The organism is Streptomyces sp. NPDC037389 (genome assembly GCF_040636475.1).
Taxonomy (GTDB): Bacteria; Actinomycetota; Actinomycetes; order Streptomycetales; family Streptomycetaceae; genus Streptomyces; species Streptomyces hesseae.
The window spans coordinates 254,380-276,151 of record NZ_JBEZUS010000008.1 but is presented as its reverse complement, the minus strand read 5'-3'; the positions used below and the strand labels follow the sequence as shown (position 1 = coordinate 276,151).

Sequence of the window (21,772 nt, the reverse complement as noted above, 5' to 3'; positions counted from 1 at the left end):
GGCGTGCGGTTACCAGGGCGTGCGGTTACCGGGTGGCACGGTTACCGGGTGGCGCTGAGCCGTACGTGGGCGAGCAGCATTCCGGAGCTGCCGTCGGGGTTGGCGTCGAGTTCCTTGTTGAAGCCGGCCCGCCCGGGGTTGGCGAACCGCACGGTCACCGCGGTGACGCCCTGGGGCACCCGGAAGGACAGCCGGCGCTCGCGCCAGCCGGGGTCGTTGAGCTTCTTGTCCGGGTCGTGGGAGGCCGTGGCGCCCTTGCCGGTGTAGTACTGGACGTAGTCGTCCCAGGCCAGGACGGTCTCGGCGCCCGGCTTTCCGTATCGCACCTCGGCCCGCAGGTACGTGGGCCGGCGATAGGGCTCCTCGGGGTTGGGCAGGACGTGGTAGCCGGTGTGGAAGGCGAGTTCGTACGAGGCGCCGGGGGCGATGTCGACGGTCTGCTCGATGAAGCCGCAGGTGTTGTCGCCGTTGATGTCGACGACGTTCTCGCCCTTGTCGAACGGGGGCTCCGCGTCGGCCGGGAGGTGCCCGTCGGCGTCACCGTTGATCAGATCGATGAGCCTGCCCGGCTCGCCCGTCTTCGAGGCCGCCCAGACGCCCTGGCCCTTGTACTCGCCGACGGTCCACGCGTCGAGCTTCTGCGCGTCCGGCCCGTAGAGGACTCCTTCGAGGGGGCGCCAGTCCTTGCCGGACCGGAAGCGGACGTCGGTGAAACCACCGTTCCGGATCAGGTTTCCGGGCACGGGCCGAGGCCCGGGGGGCCCGACCTGAACGCGCAGCGGCGCGGTGGCGGTACCGATCCCCAGCCGTCCCCACAGCAGGTCCTCGAAGGCCTCGGGCAGCACCTGGACGCTGACGGAGTAGAAGCCGTCGGCCTCGTCGGACTGGTCTCCGAGATGGATGAGGTGGTTGAACTGAAGCTGCCGGTTCGCCTCGTCGTAAGGGAGATACGCGAGCTCCTCCCGGGGCTTCTTCCGAGAGTGGTAATAGACCTTCCCGTCTTTGGGGAACCTCGTCCCCACCGGGAACTCCACCCAGATCATTTCCTTCTTGCCGCTGATCGGCGCGCTACCGGGCGTCAGCCGGAGGTCTATCGCGAAGAACTCCTGCTGCCCCCTGGCCAGGCGTGCCGGCACGGGTAATCCCTGAGCGATGACGAAGGGCATTCTGCCCACCTCTCACTTGTCCGTTCGAGCCGAGGAAGACATTAGCGGTGAGCCGATAAAGAAACGCAAAACGGAGCAGTCCGCTTCGGTAAACGCCGCAGTATCCGGCCAGCGGACCGCACTGGATGCGGGTTCGATGATCTCAAGAATCCCGGGCCTGGTTACCGTCGCCGCCGACGCGGCGTCAAGAACGCCCTGACCAGCCATAAACGCACGTAAACGCCACCGGAGGGAAGCGACTCAAAAATGCCGCCAATAAAGTTGAATCCTCATCGGAATCAGAGGCTGGCCGGAATCTGCCACCGGGTTCCTCATCGATTTGGCAGACACATCGCCGGGCGTGCTACCAATGACCCCGCAAGGTCGCCGCACCGAATTCACGGCGCAGCGGTCCGAACCATTTCTCTACTTCCATCGGAGGAAAAGTCATGGCACTGTCGTTCAAGACCCGCGAATTCCAGCTCCGCATCACCCCGAGCGCGGAGGAAGCGAAGGACACCTACGACTTCGAATTCCCGAGCGACCTCCGCGAGGACAGCAACGGCTATGTCGTCGATGCGGCGATCCAGTCGTACAAGTTTGAGAACTTCATCAACGGCAGCACGGAGGACTGGGAGATCGGCGGCGAGTCCGTCACACTGGAGGTGAAGAACAAGGCCCGCCGCAAGGCCACGGTCGTCGTGCGTGCCAACATGCGCCCGCAGGAGGCCGTCGCCCGGACGAACCCGGCCTTCCAGTACCGCGCGACCGTCACCGTGCTCGTCATAGCGGACCTCAAGGGCTCCACCTCCTGACCGAGGCCGTAAACCGATGAAGGCCCCACCCGGGCGACCAGGTGGGGCCTTCGAGGCGTCAGGAGCCATTTGCTGGGGCGCACAGGGCACACCTCCAGCGCGCGGTAGCGCGAGGCGCGCCCCGAAGCCGGCGAGCAGGCCCGCGCCGACTTCGCCGCACTCCACAACGGTGTCAGACTTCTGACGGCAACACCGGTTCCCTGTCCCACTCCTACTCGGATCCCGGGTCGCGTCGGTCACCGACGCCCGACCGTCGCTCTCCGCGAGGACCTCGGGCGGGGCGGGGCGATCGACCAGGGGGCGGAGTGATGACTCACGTGACCGATGTCCACTACCGGCGACACGTCCTGCCGTACTACCGGGCGTTCGAGTCACGCTTCGGGTATGCGGCGCTGCTCGGTCGCACGCGTCACTTCGGCTGGTACGAGCCGGGCCAGTCCCCCTGGGGATTCGCGGCGGCCATGCGGCGCATGGAACTCGTCGTGGCCCGGAACCTGGCCCTGCCTCCGGCGTCGTCGGTGCTCGATGCCGGATGCGGGGTCGGCGACACGGCGCGCACGGTCGCACGGGCGAGCGGGGTGCGCGTCACCGGGATCGACGGGATCGAACCGGACGTCGCCATCGCACGGCAGCGATCGGCCCGTGCCGGCGAACCGGGCAGGCGCACGCGCTTCCTCCTGGCCAACTATCACGCCCTCCCGTTCGCCGACGCCTCCTTCGAAGGCGTCTACACGATGGAGTCCTTCGTCCACTCCCCGGACCCCCGGCAGGGGCTCGCCGAGTTCTTCCGCGTCCTGCGCCCCGGCGGAAGGCTGGTGATGTTCGAGTATTCGAGCACTCCGCAGGCCCATCTGCTGCCGCGGGCGCGGTCCGCGCTGCTCAGGGTCTGTGAGCTCTCCGGTATGCCGGGCATGCTCACGATGACCCACGGGCACCTGGAGCGGCTTCTCCAGCAGGCCGGTTTCGTCGTCGAATCGGCCTATGACGCGACGGAGAGGGTCCTGCCCATGCTGCGGTGCTTCTCGGTGCTCGGCCGACTGCCCTACGCGCTCGCGCGCGGCGTGGGCCGCGGAGACAGCCTGGTCAACGCGATGAGCGGGGTGGAGATGTACCGGCACCAGGAGACGTGGCGGTACAACATCTGTACCGCCACCCGGCCGTGACGCTCCTGCAAAGCGGCAGATCAGCACCTGCCCGGGGCAGGGGCTACTCGTCAGGAGCTACTTGTTGGGCCGCAGGGTCCACCAGATCGTCATCTCGCCCGTCTCGGCGCCGTCCTCGCGGGTGATCGACACGCGCACCGGGAACTCCGGGCGCTGTCCCGCGTCCAGTTCGGCGACGACCTCGGCGGCCGGGCGGCCGAGTTCGGCGGTCGCGGTGACCGGGCCCATGGCGAGCTTCTTGTAACCGATCTCGGCCTTGACTGCCAGCGGCACGGCCCGGGAGAGCTGGTCGCCGAAGGCGGCGAGGACGATCGCGCCGCTGGCGGACTCGGCGAGGGTGAACATCGCGCCGGCGTGCGGGCCGCCGACGTGGTTGTGGTAATCGGGCTGGTCGGGCAGCCGGAGGACCGCGCGCTCGGCGGTGATCTCGTCGAAGACGAGGTTGAGGGTGCGGACCATGGGCACGGTGGCCGCGAGGGCGTCGCCGATCGAGGGCGTGGTCTGTGACATGCCGGTAAGTTACCAATCAGTAGCACGATCGGGAAGGGGTGACGACCACAACCGTTACCCGCGGCCTCTATGGTTGTCGGCCATGTGGCCAGGACAGCAGCAGCCCGGGGGCGAGCAGAACCCGCAGGACCCCGACCGGAACCCGTACGCACAGCCCGTGCCGGGTCGACCCCAGGGTGGCAACCCGTATCAGCAGCCGGGCTACCAGCAGCCCAACCCCTACGCGCAGCAGCCCGCCGGGGCGCCGCCCGTACCGCCGGGCGCCCCCCAGTGGTCCCCGCCGGGCGCGCCCGGCGGGCCCCAGCCGCAGGGCGGGGGCGGCGGCCGTGACAAGCGCACCACGGTGATCGCGATCTCCGTCGCGGCGGCCGTGGTCGTCGCGGCGGGCATCACCGGTTTCCTGGTCCTGAAGGACGACGGCGGCAAGGACGACCCGGCGCCCGCCGCGAAGGACACCAAGCCCTCGGCGTCCGCTCAGGCCCCGTCACCCGCCGCGAGCTCACAGGCGCCGCTGGACAACCCTCGGGCCGGTGGCGACATCAAGCCCGTGGTCGACGGCTGGAAGGTCGTCGTCAACTCCAAGCGGCACCTCGCCTTCGACGTCCCCTCCGACTGGGAGGTGCCCCCGGAGGGGGCGGCCCTGCGGATCGACGACGAGGCCGACAAGTCGGGCATGAAGCTGGCCGAGGCGGCGTCCTCGCCCGCCTACTTCCAGCGGGAACAGTGCTCGGTCAAGAACGACCGCGGCACCGACGACACCTACTCGTCCGGGATCTCCGGCACCAAGGGCGCCCAGGGCGCGAAGAGCCTGGAGGAAGCCGCCCAGAACGAGGCGTCGGCCTGGGCGTGGGCGATGTTCGACCAGAAGAAGCAGGGCAAGTACGACATCGGCAAGGCCACGCCGTTCAAGAACGACCACGGCATCACCGGCGCCACCGCGACCACCACGGTGTCCGACGTGCCCAAGGCCAACAAGTGCTCCAGCGACGGCAAGGCCTTCGCCGTGGCCTACAAGGACACCGGCGGCGACTTCGCCGTCTGGGTCTTCTCCGGGGTCAAGGGCGGGCAGCGCGAGGCCGCCGACGACACCATCAAGAAGATCATGAGCACCCTCAGGCCGCTCCCCTCCTCCTGACGGAGGGTCGCCTCCCGGCCATGGCAGGGGGGACGGGCACTCGAACGAGTGGGTACGGGCCGGGCCGGACGGCACGTATCCACTCGACCCCGCCCGGCCCCGCCCGGCGAAGCCCGGCCCCGCTCAGCCGACGGTGAACGCCCCGCCCGGCGGTTCCGGCGAGGCCACCGCGTCCACGTCGCGCACCGGCACCGCGCCCCGGGCGAACCGCTCCAGGGCCGCCCCGTGCTCCACCCGCGCCGGGAACACGTCGGAGGCGGTCCGGCGGGCGAGGTCGGCGAGCGGCGGCTCCCGGTGCGCGGCGACCAGGACGGCGTTGCCGAACCGGCGGCCGCGCAGCATCGGGGCCTCCGCGATCAGGCACAGGTGCTCGAAGACGGCCGCGAACGTGGCCACCTGGGCGCGCAGGAAGCCGAAGGGCGCGCCGTCGGCGAGGTTCGCCACGTAGTGGCCGTCCGGCCGCAGCACCCGCCCGACGCTCCGTGCGTACTCCAGGGACGTGAGGTGCGCGGGCACCCGGGAGCCGCCGAAGACATCGCCGATGATCATGTCTGCGGAGCCGGCCGGTGCCTCCTCCAGCACGGCCCGGGCGTCCCCGGCGAACACCTCGATCCCCGACCCGGCGGGCAGCGGAAGGTGTTCGGCGACCAGCTCGATCAGGCCACGATCCGCCTCGACGACCCGCTGCCGCGAGCCGGGGCGGGTCGCGGCGGCGTAGCGGGGCAGGGTGAGGGCCCCGCCGCCGAGGTGCAGCAGCGTCAACGGGCTGCCCGGCTCGGCGACGGTGTCGAGGACGTGGGCGATCCGGCGCGCGTACTCGAATTCGAGGTGGGTGGGGTCGTCGAGGTCGACGTACGACTGGGGGGCGCCGTCCATGGTCAGCAGCCAGGCCCGTGCCCGGTCCACATCGGGCATGAGTTTGGCGGTGCCATGGTCGACCTCGCGGGTCACGGGTATCGGTTCGTCCACTCCCCCATTCTTCCCCCTTCCCGACCCCACCCGACCGCTGAGCGGGCGGCCGGCGCCGGCTCACGCCGCGACGGCCGTCACCGTGCCGGTGCCGATGGTGCGGCCGCCCTCTCGGATCGCGAAGGGCAGCCCGGCCCCCACCGGGAGCGGGCGGTCCAGCCCGACCGTCAGGGCCGCGCTGCCGCCCGGGCCCGCGCTGCCGCGCGGGCCGAGGCCGATCTCCCCGGTGACCTCGGCGGTCCGCAGATGGAAGCGGGCCCGGAAGCCGGTGCGGACCGGGGTGCGCCGACCGCCCTCGGCCGGCGTCAGCAGCCGCGCCCGGGCGGTGAAGCGCCGGTGCACGGTGGCGCTGCCCGGCGCGGCGACCACGTCCCCGCGCCGTACCTCGGGCCCCTGCAAGCCACGCAGCAGCAGCGCCACGCTGTCACCCGCCTGGGCGACCTCCATGCTGTGGCCGAAGGTCTCCACGCCCAGGACATGGGTGAGGCCGTACCCCTCGGGCAGCTCGACGAGGTCGCGCGGGCGGACGGTGCCGCGCTCGACGGTGCCGGTGACGACGGTTCCGCGCCGGGGCACGATCAGGACACGCTCCACCGGCAGCAGGAAAGGCGCGTCCGTGTAGCGGACCGGGGTGGGGAGGCAGGTGTCGACGGCGTCGAGCAGGGCCTCGATCGAGGCGGTCCAGCGCGGCTCGCCCCGCAGCGCGCCCAGCGCGGAGACCCGGACGACGGGGGTGCGGCGGCCGTCGCCGCCCCGCGCGGTGAGCAGCCGTCGGACGTCCGCCTCGACGGCGTCGGCGCGCTCGGGCGGGGCGGCCTCGGCCTTGGTGAGGGCGACGACGAAGTGCTCCACGCCGGCGCGGCGGGCGAGGAGCAGATGCTCGGCGGTCTGCGGCCGGACGCCCTCCAGCGCCGAGACGACGAGGATCGCGCCGTCGAGCCCGGCGGTGCCCGACAGCATGTTCCCGACGAAGCGGGGGTTTCCGGGCAGGTCGGCGTGGGCGTAGTGGCGGGTGTCCGTCTCATAGGCGACGTGCGCGGTGGCGACCGTGGGGCCGGACGGGACCCGTCGCATGGGGGTACGGCCGAGACACTCGGCGATGGCGCGGGTGAGTGTGGTCTTGCCGTGGTCGAGGTGGCCCATGGTGCCGATGTTGAGATGCGGCTTGGTGCGCGCATAGGCCTGCTGGGTCATGGCTCCTTCTCTCCGGGCTCTGGCGGAAGCGCTCCGGATCTCTCCGGACCTTTCCGGACTCGGTGGACGGGGCGCCGCGGCGGCACCGTCGCCCGTCCCTGTTCCCGGTCCCGGTTCCCGACCGCACCGGCCCACGGCCCCCAAGCGCGATGCTCGCGCACGGTCCCGGGCCCGTCGAATGCTTTTCCCCTGCTCATCCCGGCCCTTCCCGCTGCTTTTCCTCGCACACCGGCGGGCCGGCCGGGCGAGCCGAGAACGATCGTTCGTTTCTGCTTCCGCGCCTTCTCACCGAGATCACACCGTCCATACGGCCACGTCGGTTACGCTCCTTCGATGCTCGATACCGCCGCGCCGCCCCCCGGCCCCGCCGAGCGCCGCGCCCGTGCGCTGCTGTCCCCGCGGGCCCGGCTGGGACTGCTCGTCGCGCTGGTCGGCGGGGCCGTCGTGGCCGTACTGCTCCTCCATCCGGAGCGCCTGCTCACGGGCGGCTGGCCGGACCGGCTGTCGGGCGGGGCGGCGGCACTGGTGCTCTTCGCCGGCGCGTACGGACTGTGCACGGCGGCGTTCGTCCCGCGCCCGGTGCTGAGCCTGGCGGCGGGCGCCCTCTTCGGCGCGCCGCTCGGCACGACGGCGGCCGTGGTGGGGACGGTACTGGGCTCGGCGCTCTCCTTCGGCCTGGGCCGGCTGCTCGGGCAGGACGCCCTGCGGCCGCTGGTACGGGGGCGATGGCTGACGGCCGCCGACCGGCAGCTGAGCCTCCACGGCTTCCGCTCGATGCTGGCGCTGCGGCTCTTCCCCGGGCTGCCGTTCGCCGGCGTGAACTACTGCGCCGCGGTCTCCCGGATGGGCTGGGCACCCTTTCTGCTGGCCACCGCCCTGGGGAGCGCGCCCAACACCGCCGCCTACGTCATAGCGGGCAGCCGCGCGGCGTCCCCCACGTCCCCCGTGTTCCTCGGCGCGGCGGGCTTCCTCGCCGTCACCGGACTGGCGGCGGTCGTCGTGGCCTGGCGGCGGCGCGGGCGCCGGGACGAGCACCAGGGCGGGCGAACCACCGGTGACGCCCGCCCGTCCAGTGAGTGAATTATCGGCACGAACGCCGGTACCACAGACACCAGTTCGACTCGGCGTGACATTCTGCGACCATCCCACCGGATCAAGGCACCGCGCCGGCGCGGACCGTTCCGGGCCAGGCCACGACCACCGCTTTGGATGGCGCAGACTTCATGAGCTGGTTCGAATCCCTCGTCCTCGGGCTCGTACAGGGACTGACCGAGTTCCTGCCGATCTCCTCCAGTGCCCATCTGCGGCTGACCGCCGCCTTCGCGGACTGGCCGGACCCCGGCGCGGCGTTCACCGCGATCACCCAGATAGGCACCGAGGCCGCCGTCCTCATCTACTTCCGCCGGGACATCGCGCGCATCGTCTCCGCGTGGTTCCGTTCGCTCACCGACCGCCGGGCCCGCCGTGACCACGACGCGACGATGGGCTGGCTGGTGATCGTCGGCTCGCTCCCGATCGGCGTGCTGGGGCTGCTGCTCAAGGACGCCATCGCGGGCCCGTTCCGGGACCTCCGGCTGATCGCGACGACCCTCGTGGTGATGGGCGTCGTACTGGGCGTCGCCGACCGGCTGGCGGCCCGCGACGCGACGGGCGGCCGCCACCGGGCCGTACGCACGCGCAAGGGGCTGACGGAGCTCGACGTCAAGGACGGCCTGGTCTTCGGCTTCTGCCAGGCCATGGCCCTGGTCCCGGGCGTCTCCCGGTCGGGCGCCACGATCAGCGGCGGTCTGCTGATCGGCTACACCCGCGAGGCGGCGGCCCGGTACTCCTTCCTGCTGGCCGTGCCCGCGGTGCTCGCCTCGGGGCTCTTCGAGCTCAAGGACGCGGGCGACGGGCACACGGCGTGGGGGCCGACGCTGTTGGCGACGCTCGTCGCGTTCGTCGTCGGATACGCCGTCATCGCATGGTTCATGAGGTTCATTTCGAGCAGGAGCTTCATGCCGTTCGTGATCTACCGCATTCTGCTGGGGCTGCTGCTCTTCGCCCTCGGCGGCGCGGGCATCCTCGCCCCGCACGCCGGGGAGCTCTCGGGCTGACGACCGGACGCGCGCGAGCGCTGATGTCCGGATCATCCCCCGCATGACCCGGACATCAGCGGACGAGCCGCTGTCCCGCCCGCCGGGAGGGACAGCCGGCCACCCCCTGAGTATATTGGCTCGGAGCCAGTCAACGCAGGAGTTAAAAGCAATGTCTCCGCGCAGCCCGGCGGTCAACGAGGAATTGCGCCGCCGCTCCATCGAGCGCCTGCTGCGGGCGACCGTCGAACTCGTCGACGAGCGGGGCTACGAGGCGACGACCCTCGCGGACATCGCGGACCGGGCGGGCACCGCGCGCGGGCTGGTCTCCTACTACTTCCCCGGCAAGCGGCAGCTGCTCCAGTCCGCCGTGCACCGGCTGATGCACCTGGAGCTCGCCGCCTGCCTGGAGCGCGAGCCGCGCACGCGCGAGGGGCACGACCTGCTGGCCCGCGCGATCGACGCGGTCCTGGGACTCGCCCGGGACCGGCCCCGGCTGATGCGCACCCACATGGCGGGCATCCTCACCGCCGAGGGCTTCATCCAGTGCCCCGAGCAGCAACGCCTCGCCGCCCTGCTCCGCGACACCATGACCCGCTACGGCTCCGCCGACCCGGAGACCGACTACCGCCTGTTGCGCGCCCTGTTGATGGGCTCGGTCGTGGCGATCCTGCTGCCGGGGGCGCCGATGCCCGCCGAGCGGCTGCGCGCGGAGCTGTTCCAGCGGTACGCGCTCGCCTGGGAGCTCGGCTTCCCGCCCGGCGAACCGCCGCCGGCCCCCGGGGTCTGACGGCCCCCCGGGGTCGGGGATCGCCTCCGATCGCACCCGTGTGGCCCTTCTGCCCCTGCCGTGACACGGCCGTCGATGGGATCCTGGACGCACCCGCGGGAAGGAGCCCCTGTGCTTCGCGTCGCAGTCGTCGGATCGGGACCGAGCGGTGTCTACACGGCCCAGTCCCTGGTGGAACAGCACACGGTGCCGGGAGTCAGGGTCGACGTGCTCGACCGGCTGCCCTGCCCGTACGGGCTGGTGCGCTACGGCGTCGCCCCGGACCACGAGAAGATCAAGTCGCTTCAGAACAACCTCCGCACCGCGCTGGAGCTGCCCGGGGTGACCTTCCTCGGCAACGTCGCGGTGGGGAACGGCCCGGGCGAGGTGACGCCGCGTCGGCTGCTGGAGCTCTACCACGCGGTGGTCTACTGCGTGGGCGCGGCCACCGACCGGCGGCTGGGCATCCCCGGCGAGGACCTGCCGGGCAGCTTCTCGGCGACCGATTTCGTCTCCTGGTACAGCGCCCACCCCGACGCCGTGCCCGGCGGGTTCGCGCTGGAGGCGCGCTCCGCCGTCGTCATCGGCGTCGGCAACGTGGCCGTCGACGTGGCGCGGGTGCTGGCGCGCCACGCGGACGACCTACGGCCCACCGACGTGCCGGACGCGGCCCTGGCCGCGCTCGCCGCCAGCCGGGTGCGGGAGATCCACATGGTGGGCCGGCGGGGCCCGGCCCACGCCCGGTTCACCACCAAGGAGCTGCGCGAACTGGGCGCCCTGCCGGGTGCCGGGGCCCACGTACGGGCCGACGAGGCCGCGCTGGACCCCGCCTGGGCCGACCCCTCCGCCCTGCCCGCGGCCGCCCGCCGCAATGTGGAGGTGCTGCGGGGGTGGTCCGGGCGGCCGGAGACGGACGGGCCGCGGCGGATCCGGCTGCGGTTCTTCCTGCGGCCCGTCGCCCTGCTGGGCGACGACGCCGTACGGGCGGTGCGCTTCGAGCGGACGGCGCCGGACGGGAACGGCGGCGTCGTGGGCACCGGGCGGTTCGAGGAGATCGAGGCGCGGCTGGTCCTGCGCTCGGTGGGATATCGCGGAGTGCCCATCCCCGGGCTGCCGTTCGACCCGGACCGCGGCACCGTCCCCCACGACCAGGGGCGCGTGCTGCGGGACGGGGCGCCCTCGCCCGGCGAGTACGTCGCGGGCTGGATCAAACGCGGGCCGACCGGTGTCATCGGCACCAACCGCCCCTGCGCCAAGGAGACCGTGGGCGCGCTGCTCACCGACGCCCGGGCCCTCCTGGCACGCCGGCCGGCCGAGGACCCGCTCACCGCGCTGCGCGCGGCCGGCGGGGAGCCGGTGGAGTGGCCGGGCTGGCTGGGCATCGAGGCGGCCGAGGCCGCGCTGGGGCGGCGGCTGGGCCGGGGCACGGTGAAGATCCCGGACTGGGAGGGCCTGCTGACGGCGGCGCGCTCGACGAGCGGGACGCCGGTGAACTGACGTCTTGCGGCACTCCGCCGCGGGGCGGTCGAGCGCGGGCGTCGGGTGAGCACCGTCGGACCGGCCGTCGTACGGGCCGACTCGTGGAACGCCCAGGCGGACCGTCACACGGACCGTTCGGGCGGACCGGCGTGCGGGGCGTGCGGAACGTGCCGGCGGGGCGTCCGGACGGGCCGGCGTTCGATGGCGACGAGGGCGACGTCGTCGCCCAGGAAGCCGCCCGCGTGGGCGACCAGATCGCTGTGCAGCCGCTGGGCGAGCCGCTGGGGATCGGTTTCCCGCCAAGCCCGGAGCCGGTCGGCGAGGGGGTAGAAGACGCCGTCGGCGTCACGGGTCTCGATGACCCCGTCCGTGTAGAGCAGCAGGAGGTCGCCGTCCCGGTAAAGGAAGGTCTCGGCCTCGTAGTCGTCCTCGGTGACGCGGCCGTCCACCCCGAGGGGGAGGGCGGGGTCCCGTACCGCCAGTTCCGTCGGCTCGCCGTCGCGCAGCAGGATCGGCGGCGGGTGGCCGCAATTGATGAGCCGGAGCACCTGCTCGTCGTCGGGGATGTCCAGGACGGCGGCCGTGACGAACCGTTCCCCGGCCGAGGTGTCGCCGGTGAGCTCCTCGGGCTCCGAGTAGACGGCGTTCTGGAGGTGCGCCACCAGCCGGGGCAGCGGTGGATCGCGGTGGGCGGCCGCGCGGTAGGCGCCGAGCAGCAGGGCCGCGTCACCGACCGCCGTCAGCCCCTTGCCCCGTACGTCGCCGATCATCACGCGGGCGCCCCGGGGGGTGCGTACGGCCGCGTAGAGGTCGCCGCCGATCTGCGCCCCGGCCTCCGCCGCGATGTACACCGACGCGATCCGCAGCGGGCCCAGGTGAGCCGGCAGCGGCCTGAGCAGGACCTTCTGGGCGACGTCGGCCACCCAGCGGGCCTGGCTGAGCGCCTTCTCGTGGCCCTCGTGGACGGAGCGGAAGACCACGACGAACAGGGTGATCACCACGAGCGCGATGATCTGCGCCTGGTGGTTGGACGTCCACAGCCCGCCGTGGAAGACGCCGATGAGGATCTGGGCGGCCACGGCGAGGGCGCCGATGAGGGCGGTGAGCCGGGGGCCGGCGAACACCGCGGTGATCGTGGGGGCCACGACCAGCAGGGGGCCGAGGTGGATATTGGGCGCGGTCAGCAGGTCCACCGCCACGATCAGGCCGATCAGCCCCAGCGGCACCGCGATCAGCGCACGGCTGGGGCGCCACGACTCGCCGGGGTCCGGCAGGCGGTGCTGAAGGCGCATGCTTCCTGCTTACATTCCCCGCGGCCCGGGCGCCTGTCGGACGGGGAGGGCCCGTCAAGGCCCGCCCGAGGTTAAGTCATAAAGGATGACAAGCCGGTGATGGGTCCCGGGCACCACGCCGGGTGAATCCGCAGGACGCATGGCGCCGCCGCACCGGCCGGTCCGCGCTACCCGTCCCGGCATCCCCGCCGGGCGGCGCCCCCGTCTCGCGTACGATCTTTGCCTCACGCACCGGCGTCCACCGCGACAGCGTCGACACAGCGACACCGTCCGCATGTAGCGACACCGTTGCGAGGACAGTCCGTACACAAGGACAGGGAGGCACGGCAGCCGTGGCTGCGAGACCCTTGAACGAAATCGTCGAACCGGGCTGGGCCAAGGCGCTCGAGCCGGTGGCCGGGCGGATCGCCGCCATGGGCGACTTCCTGCGCGCCGAGGTCGCGGCGGGCCGGACCTACCTGCCGTCGGGCGCGAATGTGCTGCGCGCCTTCCAGCAGCCGTTCGACGACGTCAGAGTACTGATCGTGGGTCAGGACCCCTATCCCACGCCCGGCCACGCCGTCGGCCTCAGCTTCTCCGTCGCCCCGGAGGTGCGCCCGCTCCCGGGCAGCCTGGAGAACATATTCCGTGAGCTGCACACGGACATCGGGCTCCCCCGGCCGTCCAACGGCGACCTCACCCCGTGGACCCGGCAGGGGGTGCTGCTGCTCAACAGGGCGCTGACCACCGCCCCGCGCAAGCCCGCCGCCCACCGGGGCAAGGGGTGGGAAGAGGTCACCGAGCAGGCGATCCGCGCGCTGGTGTCCCGGGGCAAGCCGATGGTGGCGGTGCTCTGGGGGCGCGACGCCCGCAATCTGCGGCCGCTGCTGGGCGGGGTGCCGTGCGTGGAGTCGGCGCACCCCTCCCCCATGTCGGCGGACCGCGGCTTCTTCGGCTCGCGTCCGTTCAGCCAAACCAACGACCTCCTCGCCCGGCAGGGCATGGCGCCGGTCGACTGGCGACTGCCCTGACGCGGGGCCGGGCCCGGGCGATAGGGTGCGCGCCATGTCGCTTCGTACCGGCACGGCGAGCAGGGGCAGAGCGGGCACGGTCCTGGGCGTCGACTCGGGCGGCTCGGGTCTGCGGGTGGCCCTCGCCCCGGCGGACGGCGGCGGCTCCGCGCTGATCTGGTCCTCGCCCGTGCCGGTCGGCACGGGCGGGCGTGGCATCGACGCGCCGGACCTCCTCGACCGGGTGCTGCCCGCCGCCCGGCGGCTGCTCCACGAGGCCGGGTCACCGGGCTGCGACGCCGTGTGCGTGGGGGCCGCCGGCATGACGACCCTGGGGGACGACCTCCACGCCGTGCTGCCCGGAGTACTGCGCGCCGAATTGGGCGCCCGGCGGCTGGCGCTGGCCAGCGACGCCGTGACCGCGTACGCGGGCGCGCTGGGGCAGCGCCCGGGCGTGGTGGTCGCCGCCGGTACGGGCGTGATCGCGCTCGGCACCTCCCTCGGCCCGGAGGGCCGCTGGCGGCGCGCCGACGGCTGGGGCCATCTGCTGGGCGACTGCGGTGGCGGCGCCTGGATCGGACGGGCCGGGCTGGAGGCGGCGATGCGCGCTTTCGACGGGCGGGTCGGCGGATCACCGGCGCTGCTGGCCCGTCTGGAGGCGGTCTTCGGCCCGGCGTGCGGACTGCCCGGAAAGCTCTACCCCCGGCCGGACCGGCCCGCCGTCCTGGCCTCCTTCGCCCCCGAGGTGGGACGCTGCGCGGCGGACGACCCGGTCGCGTCGGGCATCCTGCGGGAGGCCGCGCGCCACCTCGCCGCGGCGGCCGCGGCGGCGTGCCCGTCGGCGATGGGTCCGTCGTCGTTGGGTCCGTCGGCGACCGGCCCGGGGGCGGCACCCGAGGTGGCGCTGACGGGTGGGCTGTTCCGTATGGGCGAGGCCCTGCTCTCCCCCGTCCAGGAGGAATTGCAAAAGCAACTTCCGCGAGCCCGGCTGACGACCTCCCAGGGCGACCCCCTCACAGGGGCGTTGCGCGTGGCCACGGCGCTGGCGGAGGACACTCTCGCACTGCCGGTGGACGGCGCACTACTGCGCGTCGTTCGCTGATCACATCCGCACCCAACGGATGAGTCGCCGAATAAAGCCGGACAGACCTTGATCATTTACCCCCACCCAAACGGACGAGTCGTATGAACGGCTAGCATGCAACGCCATGAGCTCCCCCACAGGGCCCACGCCGGGCCTGCCAGTACGAATGCCGCGTCCCCGCCAGCCCGGGCGGCACCGGCGGCCGGAGCCCGCGGCCGCTCCGGCGGGCGCTCCCCCGCTGGTACTCGCCGTGCCCGGGACGCCCGACATCACCACGCACCGTCTCGCCGAGGAGCTGCTGAGCATCGCCCGCTCGGAGCTTCCGGGCCTCGACGCGCGCATCGGCTACGTGGACGTCGCCGAGAGCGGCGACGCCGGTGACGGCTTCCCCGCCCTGGACGCCGTCCTCGGCCACGCCTCCGCCCAGCGCGACGTCCGCATGGCCGAGGCCGAGGCCGCCGAGGGCCCGGAGGGCGCCGCCGTCTGGGCGCAGGCGCCCGACGCCGTCGTCGTGCCGCTGCTGGCGGGGCCGGACAGCGCCGTCGTCCGCCGTATACGCCAGGCCGTACTGAACAGCGGCTGCGCCAGCGAGCTCACCGACGCGCTCGGCCCGCACCCGCTGCTCGCGGAGGCCCTGCACGTCCGCCTCTCGGAGGCCGGTCTGGCCCGCGCCGACCGCGCCCGACTGTTCACAGTCGCAACGGCCGCTGACGGCATCGTCCTGGCGACGGTCGGCGGCGAGGAGGCCGTGCAGTCCGCCGGCATCACCGGCATGCTGCTCTCCGCCCGTCTCGCGGTGCCGGTGCTGCCCGCCGCGCTGGACGAGGACGGCGCTGTCGCCCGCGCCGCCGACCAGCTGCGCTCCTCCGGCTCCCGGAACCTGGCGCTGGCCCCGTGCCTCATCGGCCCCGAGGTCGACGAGACCCTCACGGCCATGGCGGCGAAGGAGGCCGGCTGCGCCGCCGCCGAGCCGCTGGGTGAGTACCCGTCGGTCGGCAAGCTCGTCCTCGCCACGTATGCGGCCGCGCTCGGCATCACGCTGCCGGCGGCGCAGGGCGCCCCGGCCGCCCGGTAACCCGGCCGCCCGTGCCGCCACGGGAGGGGTCTCCGCCACCGGAGGCCCCTCCCGGCGTTTCCGGCCCCGCAGTCCGTCCCCTCCCCAGCGTGAAGCGCCACACCGCCACCGGAACCGTGCGAAGGGGCGGGCGGCGGCCATCGCACCGCGGAGGCGGCGACGAGGCCCTCCGCGCACAAGCGAGAACCTCCGCGCGAAGAACCACCGGCAGTGCATGCCACAGCACGGCACGGCACAACACGGCTCAGGCGAAAACCACGCAGGACGGCGCCGCGATCACGGCCGAGCCCGTCCGCGCCGGTATGCCCGTGTCCGGGTCGACGGCGAACCAGGTGACGTCCCCGGAGCGCTCGTTGGCCGCGTACAGCACCCGCCCGTCCGGGCCGGCGGCCAGGTCACGGGGCCAGTGCCCGCCGCAGCCGACGGTGCCGAGCAGCACGAGCTCATCGCCGGCGGGGTCGAGGGAGAGCGTGGCGACGCTGTCGTGGCCCCGGTTGGCCGCCCACAGGAAGCGGCCGTCGGCGGAGATCACGGGAGCGGACGGATACGTCGGCCCCTCCGTCCCGGCCGGTACGACACGCGTCTCGCCCAAGGGCTCGAGCTTCCCCGCCGACCCGTCCCAGCGGCAGACGGTGACGGTCGGCTCCAGCTCGTTGAGGACATAGGCGCGGTCGCCGCGCGGATGGAAGACCAGATGCCGGGGGCCGCTGCCGGGGCGCAGCCGGGCCTCCCCGTGCGGGCCGGGGGCGCCGGTGACGGGGGCGGTCCCGTAGATCCACACCGAGTCCGTGCCCAGGTCGGTCGCGAGCAGCCAGCGCCCGCTGGGGTCGGGCACCACGGCGTGGGCGTGCGGACCGGCCTGACGGTCCGGCACCGGGCCGCCGCCCTGGTGCGGAAACACCGCCGAGGGGGCACCCAGGGCCCCGCCCACGCGGACGGGCAGCGCGCTGACGCTGCCGGAGCCGTAGTTGGCGGTGAGCAGCCACGGGCCGGCGGTGGCGAGGTGGGTGGGCCCGTCGCCCCGGACGGGGACGGGCGGGCCCAGGAGCGCGGGCCGCGCGGGATCCGCGAGGGAGAACGCGGCGACGGCCCCCTCGTCGGTCTCGCTGACCGCGTAGAGCACGTCGCCGCCGGGCGAGAGCGCGAGGTACGACGGGTTCACGACCGCGTCGGTGGCGTGGACGGGGCTGAGCGCGCCGGTCACGGCGTCGACCTCGGCGACGGTCAGGCCGGCGCCGCCCGCCTCGGTGAACGAGCCGATGTACGCCCACCGGCGCCGGGGTCCTTCGCTGCCGTTCGCCATGCCGTCCTCCCCCTCGCGGCCCGGCGGGTCCGTGGTGGCCCGCCGAGCACCGGATCACTGTCAGTGGCTCCGACGCTACACGGCGGCACTGACAACGCCGCGACCGGCCGGTTCCCGGCTCCGCGCGCCGCCTGCCCGGGGCTCCGTACGTCGGGGAGGGCCCGGGGGCGGGGCCGCTCAGGCGGCGGGGGCGAAGACCCCTCGCGCGCCTTCCCGCAGCGGTGCGGCCAGCGAGGCGAGGGACGCCTCCAGGTCGCGCAGGTGGGCGAGGGCGGTCTCGGCACCGGGGTGGTGGTGCGGGGCGGCGCCGGGCCCGGCCGCGGCCCAGGGCGTCTCGCCGGGGGCGGCCAGGGCCAGCAACGCGGATTCGACGCGGTCGCAGGCGGCCGTCAGCCGGGCGTCGTGGGAGGCGGCCGGATCAGCGGCGACCTCCGCCAGGCCGTGGGCCTGCCGGGCGCAGTCGTCGAGGTGGGCGAGGACCGCCAGGGCCCGCTCGCGACGCGCCCGCAACGGGCTGAGCGGGTGGAGCAGCGGGGCGAGGGAGACCCGCACCTTGGTCAGGAGGAGCTCCAGCTCGGCGACGTGCGGGGCGGGGTCGGCCGTCTCGTCGCCGGCCAGCCGGCGCGCGGACTCGGCGGTGCAGTGGCGCACGGCCAGCAGGGCCCGCTGGATCCAGGCGTCGGTGGCGGCGTGCGTGGTGACGGGCAGGACGACGGCGACGGCGACGACCGCACCCGCCGCGCCCACGAGGGTCTGTTCGAAGCGCAGTGCCAGCAGGCCGGGGTGGAGCACGCCGAGGAGCCCGTACAGCAGGCCGGCCATGACGGTCACGAAGAACATCATCCAGCTGTAGGAGGGGGCGGCGGTGTAGAAGATCCCGAAGACGCAGAGGGCGACCAGGGCGGCGGTGGGCGCGGGCGCGCCGTGCAGGGGCACGGCCACGAGCAGGCCGGCGGCGATGCCCGCGAGGGTGCCGACGACGCGGCGGAAGCCGCGGACGAGGGTCTCCCCGCGCGAGGCGGTGTTGACGAAGATCCACCAGGCCGTGCCGACGGCCCAGTACCAGCGCTCCTGGGAGACCAGCTGGCCGACGGCGAGGGCCAGGCCGCAGGCGAGGGCGGCCTGGAAGGCCTGCCGGGTGGTGGCGCGCGCGAGGCCCCGGACGGCGAGGGGTGCCGGGGCGGCGGGCGGCGGGGTGCGCCGCTCGATGGGCCAGGCCACGAAGCGGACGCCGCCGGCGGCCGCCAAGCCCAGGAGCACCGCCGCGTACAGGTGCGGCAGCTGGGCGGGGACGGCGTGGAGGAACTGCGTCGCGAAGAACATCATGAAGCCGAAGATCCCGAGGGCGTTGCCCCGGGGGCCCCAGCGGCGGGCGTACACCCCGCAGAAGACGACGGCGAGGAAGGCCGCGTCCCGGAGGAGCGGCAGCCCGCGGAGGGCGGTCGCCAGCGCGAGGACCGGCAGGCCGACGGCGGGCAGCAGGGCGGTGGTGACCGTCTGGCGGCGGACGGTCGGGTCGGCGACCGTGAACAGCGCGAGCAGTGCCGCGAGCCCGCCGGTGATGGAGGCCGTCAGCGGCAGCCCGGACAGTGCCACGACGGTGACCGCGAGGCCCACGCCCAGCACGGCGCGGGTGGCGGTCCGCAGCCTGGCCAGGCCCGGATCGGGTGCCACGAACGCCCTCTTCAGCACTGATTACCGCCCCTTCGACGTCCTGCTGCGAACTGATGCGAAACCGCCGTGGGTCCCGGCACGGAGCCATGGGGAAACCCGGCATGAAAAAGGCGCCGCGGGAATCCGCAGCGCCATCGACCGGACCATCACACCATCACTTCGGCTGTTGGCTCAACAGTGCCGAGAAAAACTGAGCCATTGGCCCAGTAGAACGCCGGGTAGCTGCGCCATGAGCGGGCCAATGGCCGCGTTCCGGGGGACCGAGCGGCTTCGCCCCGGGCGACTGGGCCATTGGTACAGTGCGGGCCGGGACGAACGACCACGAGGGAGCCGATGGCCCATGGCCGTGGACGCGCTGGACGCCAGGATCCTGCGACTGCTGCTGGAGCGGCCGCGGACGAGCGCGCGGGAGTACGCGCGGCTGCTGGGGATCGCGCGCGGCACGCTCCAGGCGCGGCTCGACCGGCTGGAGCGCGACGGTGTGATCACCGGGACCGGCCCCCGCCTCTCCCCCGCCGCGCTGGGCCACCCGGTGCTGGCGTTCGTCCACATCGAGGTCACCCAGGGCCATCTGGACAGCGTGGCGAACGAGCTCGGCGACGTGCCGGAGATCATCGAGGCGTTCTCGATAACGGGCGGCGGTGATCTGATGGCGCGCGTCGTCGCGCGGGACCCGGCGCATCTGGAGGATGTGATCCAGCGGCTGGTGCAGCTGCCCGGCGTGGTGCGCACGCGGACCGAGATGGTGCTGCGCGAGCGGGTGCCGTACCGGATGGTGCCGCTGGTGGAGTCGGTGGGGCGGGCGGCGCAGCGCTCCACCTGACCGTTGGGCCCATGGTGCTCTGTGGGGCCCTGCCATGCTGGGGCGCGTGATCACTTCAGACGTGCCCTCGCCTCTCGCGGTCATCTTCGATCTCGACGGAACGCTGGTGGACAGCGAGCCGAACTATTTCGAGTCGGGCCGGTCCGTGCTCGCCCGCCACGGCGTGCGCGACTTCGGCTGGGACGACCACCTGCGGTTCGTCGGCATCGGCACGCGGGAGACGCTGGAGACCCTGCGCCGGGAGTACCGCCTCGACGTGTCCGTGGACGAGCTGCTCGCCGAGACGAACCGCGCGTATCTGGAGCTGGCGGGCACGCGCACCGAGGCGTTCCCCCGGATGCGGGCGTATGTGGAGCGGCTGTACGCGGCCGGGGTGCCGCTGGCCGTGGCGTCCGGCTCCTCGCTCCGGACCATCGAAGCGGTGCTGAAGTGCGTCGGTCTGACGGATCGTTTCGCCGCGGTGGTCTCGGTCGAGGAGGTGTCCCGCGGCAAGCCCGAGCCGGACGTCTTCCTGGAGGCGGCACGGCGGTTGGACGCGGAGCCCGGGGGGTGCGTGGTGGTGGAGGACGCCCCTCCGGGCGCCGAGGCGGCGCACCGGGCGGGGATGCGGTGCGTGGGGGTGCCGTACGCGCCCTCCGTGGCAGCGGATCCGGCGTTCGGCACGGCGGGGCTGCTGTTCCCGGGCGGTCAGGCGGAGTTCGACGCCGCGCGGGCCTACACGTGGGTCTTCGACGGCCGCCAGGAATGAACCTGACATTCCGTTTTCTCCTCATGGAGTCACTGGTGCGATCATCGGGACGCCCTATCCGATTCACGAGGAAAAGGTTCATTCATGGAGCTCAGGAGCAGATCCGTCCGTCGTCGATACGCGGCCGCGATCGCCTCGGCGGTCGCGCTGGCCATCGCGCTGCCCACGGCGACCGCCCAGGCCGAGGGCGGCCCGTCCGACATCGCCGCGCAGGGCGCGTTCCTGCTCGACAGCGGAGCGAACCAGGCGCTGTGGGGCAAGGACGCCGACACCCAGCGGCAGATGGCCAGCACCACCAAGATCATGACTGCGGTCACGGTGCTCAACAAGCGCGGCCTCGACCTCGACAAGCAGATCACCATCAAGCAGTCGTACCGCGACTACGTGGAACGCAATGGCGCCAGCACCGCCGATCTGCGGACGGGCGACACCCTGACCGTCCGCCAGTTGCTGTACGGGCTGATGCTCCCCTCCGGCTGCGACGCCGCGTACGCGCTCGCCGACACCTTCGGCCTGGGCAACACGGAGGCCGCCCGTACCCGGCAGTTCATAGCCAAGATGAACAAGACGGCCGAGGACCTCGGCATGGCGAACACCCGGTACGACTCGTTCGACGGCATATCGAGCGAGGGGAACAACTACACCACCCCGCGCGACTCGGCGACGCTGGCCCGCTACGCGCTGACCAACGACACGCTCGCCACGGTGGTCAAGACGACGACCACCAGCCAGAAGGCCGTGAACGTCGATCGCACCTACCGCTGGGACAACACCAACAAGCTGCTCGGGTCCTACGACGGCGCGATCGGCATAAAGACCGGCACCGGCACGGCCGCCGGGCCGTGCCTGGTCTTCGCCGCCCGGCGCGGCGACCGCACGGTCGTGGGCGTCATCCTCAACGACCCCACGAACCGCTACCCGGACGCCGTGCGGATGCTCGACTGGGCCTTCGGCACGAAGACCGCGCTGAAGCTGCGCCAGCTTCCGCAGTCGGCGCAGAAGGACTGATCCTCAGCCCAGGAAGCTCAGCCGCACCTGGCGGTCCGGATTGTCCACATTGGTATCGACCAGACACACGGACTGCCAGGTTCCGAGCTCCAGCCGCCCGCCGATGACCGGAAGGGTCGCGTGCGGCGGCACCAGGGCCGGCAGTACGTGGTCGCGGCCGTGGCCCCGGCTGCCGTGCCGGTGCCGCCAGCGGTCGTCCGCGGGCAGCAGGTCCCGCAGCGCGGCCAGCAGGTCGTCGTCGCTGCCCGCACCCGTCTCCAGCACCGCCACACCGGCGGTCGCGTGGGGCACAAACACATTGAGCAGGCCGTCGCGACCCCCGGCCGCCTCGCGCAGGAACGCCTCGCAGTGGTCGGTGAGGTCGTACACGCGCTCGGAACGGCCGGTGGTGATCTCCAGGACATGGGTGCGGAAGGTATCGCTCATGCGCCCATCTTCGTACGGACGACGCGCCCCGTCGCACCAGCAGCCCCGGCCGGCGCCCGCCGGGAAGGGATCGTCCACCCCGATAGTTAGTAGAAA

At 73.1% G+C, this 21,772-nt stretch carries 21 protein-coding genes; 13 read left to right on the top strand and 8 right to left on the bottom strand.

The features are described 5' to 3' along the window. Positions 1-41: 41 nt before the first annotated feature. Positions 42-1,166: a hypothetical protein gene (locus AB0E98_RS20005; RefSeq protein WP_361704228.1), complete on the bottom strand. Its 1,125-nt coding sequence runs from the start codon at positions 1,164-1,166 to the stop codon at positions 42-44. A 428-nt stretch (positions 1,167-1,594) separates the two neighbouring features. On the opposite strand from AB0E98_RS20005, the gene AB0E98_RS20000 reads away from it, so the two are divergent. Continuing rightward, complete coding sequence (locus AB0E98_RS20000; protein ID WP_361704226.1) at positions 1,595-1,960, top strand: hypothetical protein; 366 nt, start codon at positions 1,595-1,597, stop codon at positions 1,958-1,960. 308 nt (positions 1,961-2,268) lie between these two features. Continuing rightward, positions 2,269-3,123: a methyltransferase domain-containing protein gene (locus AB0E98_RS19995; protein ID WP_361704224.1), complete on the top strand. Its 855-nt coding sequence runs from the start codon at positions 2,269-2,271 to the stop codon at positions 3,121-3,123. Between the two features lie 57 nt (positions 3,124-3,180). Here AB0E98_RS19995 and AB0E98_RS19990 read toward each other — a convergent pair whose 3' ends face one another. Continuing rightward, positions 3,181-3,633 carry a DUF4442 domain-containing protein gene (locus tag AB0E98_RS19990; protein ID WP_311612269.1) on the bottom strand — a complete coding sequence of 151 codons (453 nt, stop codon included), beginning with the start codon at positions 3,631-3,633 and terminating at the stop codon, positions 3,181-3,183. Between the two features lie 82 nt (positions 3,634-3,715). Between AB0E98_RS19990 and AB0E98_RS19985 the strand changes: the two genes are divergently transcribed. Continuing rightward, positions 3,716-4,768, top strand: a complete 1,053-nt coding sequence (locus AB0E98_RS19985) for a hypothetical protein (protein ID WP_361704221.1) — start codon at positions 3,716-3,718, stop codon at positions 4,766-4,768. 123 nt (positions 4,769-4,891) lie between these two features. Here AB0E98_RS19985 and AB0E98_RS19980 read toward each other — a convergent pair whose 3' ends face one another. Both AB0E98_RS19980 and AB0E98_RS19975 read right to left on the bottom strand, forming a co-directional pair. Then, entirely contained in the window at positions 4,892-5,737 is an 846-nt protein-coding gene (locus AB0E98_RS19980; protein WP_361704218.1) for a fused MFS/spermidine synthase, read from the bottom strand. Between the two features lie 60 nt (positions 5,738-5,797). Next, the gene (locus AB0E98_RS19975) at positions 5,798-6,931 is read right to left on the bottom strand and encodes a GTP-binding protein (RefSeq protein ID WP_361704215.1); all 1,134 of its coding nucleotides are present in this window, start codon (positions 6,929-6,931) and stop codon (positions 5,798-5,800) included. 333 nt (positions 6,932-7,264) lie between these two features. Between AB0E98_RS19975 and AB0E98_RS19970 the strand changes: the two genes are divergently transcribed. The 4 genes from AB0E98_RS19970 (at position 7,265) to AB0E98_RS19955 (ending at position 11,272) form a co-directional block, all read left to right on the top strand. Continuing rightward, positions 7,265-8,011 (top strand): TVP38/TMEM64 family protein, encoded by a 747-nt coding sequence (locus AB0E98_RS19970; RefSeq protein WP_361704212.1) that lies wholly within the window; start codon positions 7,265-7,267, stop codon positions 8,009-8,011. Between the two features lie 143 nt (positions 8,012-8,154). Continuing rightward, positions 8,155-9,027, top strand: a complete 873-nt coding sequence (locus tag AB0E98_RS19965) for an undecaprenyl-diphosphate phosphatase (protein ID WP_361704209.1) — start codon at positions 8,155-8,157, stop codon at positions 9,025-9,027. Between the two features lie 151 nt (positions 9,028-9,178). Then, complete coding sequence (locus AB0E98_RS19960) at positions 9,179-9,796, top strand: helix-turn-helix domain-containing protein (RefSeq protein ID WP_361704206.1); 618 nt, start codon at positions 9,179-9,181, stop codon at positions 9,794-9,796. 111 nt (positions 9,797-9,907) lie between these two features. Then, a complete protein-coding gene (locus tag AB0E98_RS19955) occupies positions 9,908-11,272 on the top strand; it encodes an FAD-dependent oxidoreductase (protein ID WP_361704203.1) in 1,365 nt (454 codons plus the stop codon). Between the two features lie 104 nt (positions 11,273-11,376). Here AB0E98_RS19955 and AB0E98_RS19950 read toward each other — a convergent pair whose 3' ends face one another. After that, a complete protein-coding gene (locus tag AB0E98_RS19950; protein ID WP_361704202.1) occupies positions 11,377-12,546 on the bottom strand; it encodes a PP2C family protein-serine/threonine phosphatase in 1,170 nt (389 codons plus the stop codon). A 332-nt stretch (positions 12,547-12,878) separates the two neighbouring features. Between AB0E98_RS19950 and AB0E98_RS19945 the strand changes: the two genes are divergently transcribed. From AB0E98_RS19945 to AB0E98_RS19935, 3 genes are all read left to right on the top strand, one after another. After that, positions 12,879-13,556 (top strand): uracil-DNA glycosylase, encoded by a 678-nt coding sequence (locus AB0E98_RS19945; RefSeq protein ID WP_361704199.1) that lies wholly within the window; start codon positions 12,879-12,881, stop codon positions 13,554-13,556. Between the two features lie 34 nt (positions 13,557-13,590). Further along, positions 13,591-14,637, top strand: coding sequence for a BadF/BadG/BcrA/BcrD ATPase family protein (locus AB0E98_RS19940; protein ID WP_361704197.1), 1,047 nt, complete (start codon positions 13,591-13,593; stop codon positions 14,635-14,637). A 106-nt stretch (positions 14,638-14,743) separates the two neighbouring features. Continuing rightward, on the top strand, positions 14,744-15,694 hold the full coding sequence (locus AB0E98_RS19935; protein ID WP_361704195.1) for a hypothetical protein: 951 nt from the start codon (positions 14,744-14,746) through the stop codon (positions 15,692-15,694). A 244-nt stretch (positions 15,695-15,938) separates the two neighbouring features. On the opposite strand, the gene AB0E98_RS19930 is transcribed toward AB0E98_RS19935, so the two are convergent. Next, entirely contained in the window at positions 15,939-16,997 is a 1,059-nt protein-coding gene (locus AB0E98_RS19930; protein ID WP_361704193.1) for a lactonase family protein, read from the bottom strand. Positions 16,998-17,174: 177 nt separating this feature from the next. Continuing rightward, on the bottom strand, positions 17,175-18,671 hold the full coding sequence (locus AB0E98_RS19925) for an FUSC family protein (RefSeq protein ID WP_361704191.1): 1,497 nt from the start codon (positions 18,669-18,671) through the stop codon (positions 17,175-17,177). Positions 18,672-19,011: 340 nt separating this feature from the next. Between AB0E98_RS19925 and AB0E98_RS19920 the strand changes: the two genes are divergently transcribed. The 3 genes from AB0E98_RS19920 to AB0E98_RS19910 all read left to right on the top strand — a co-directional run bounded on the left by AB0E98_RS19920 (position 19,012) and on the right by AB0E98_RS19910 (position 21,250). Beyond that, the gene (locus AB0E98_RS19920) at positions 19,012-19,494 is read left to right on the top strand and encodes an Lrp/AsnC family transcriptional regulator (RefSeq protein WP_361704189.1); all 483 of its coding nucleotides are present in this window, start codon (positions 19,012-19,014) and stop codon (positions 19,492-19,494) included. Positions 19,495-19,528: 34 nt separating this feature from the next. Then, on the top strand, positions 19,529-20,242 hold the full coding sequence (locus AB0E98_RS19915) for an HAD family phosphatase (protein WP_361704187.1): 714 nt from the start codon (positions 19,529-19,531) through the stop codon (positions 20,240-20,242). Between the two features lie 84 nt (positions 20,243-20,326). Continuing rightward, a complete protein-coding gene (locus AB0E98_RS19910) occupies positions 20,327-21,250 on the top strand; it encodes a serine hydrolase (RefSeq protein WP_361704184.1) in 924 nt (307 codons plus the stop codon). 3 nt (positions 21,251-21,253) lie between these two features. Here AB0E98_RS19910 and AB0E98_RS19905 read toward each other — a convergent pair whose 3' ends face one another. After that, entirely contained in the window at positions 21,254-21,676 is a 423-nt protein-coding gene (locus tag AB0E98_RS19905) for a secondary thiamine-phosphate synthase enzyme YjbQ (RefSeq protein WP_311612246.1), read from the bottom strand. Positions 21,677-21,772: the final 96 nt, after the last annotated feature.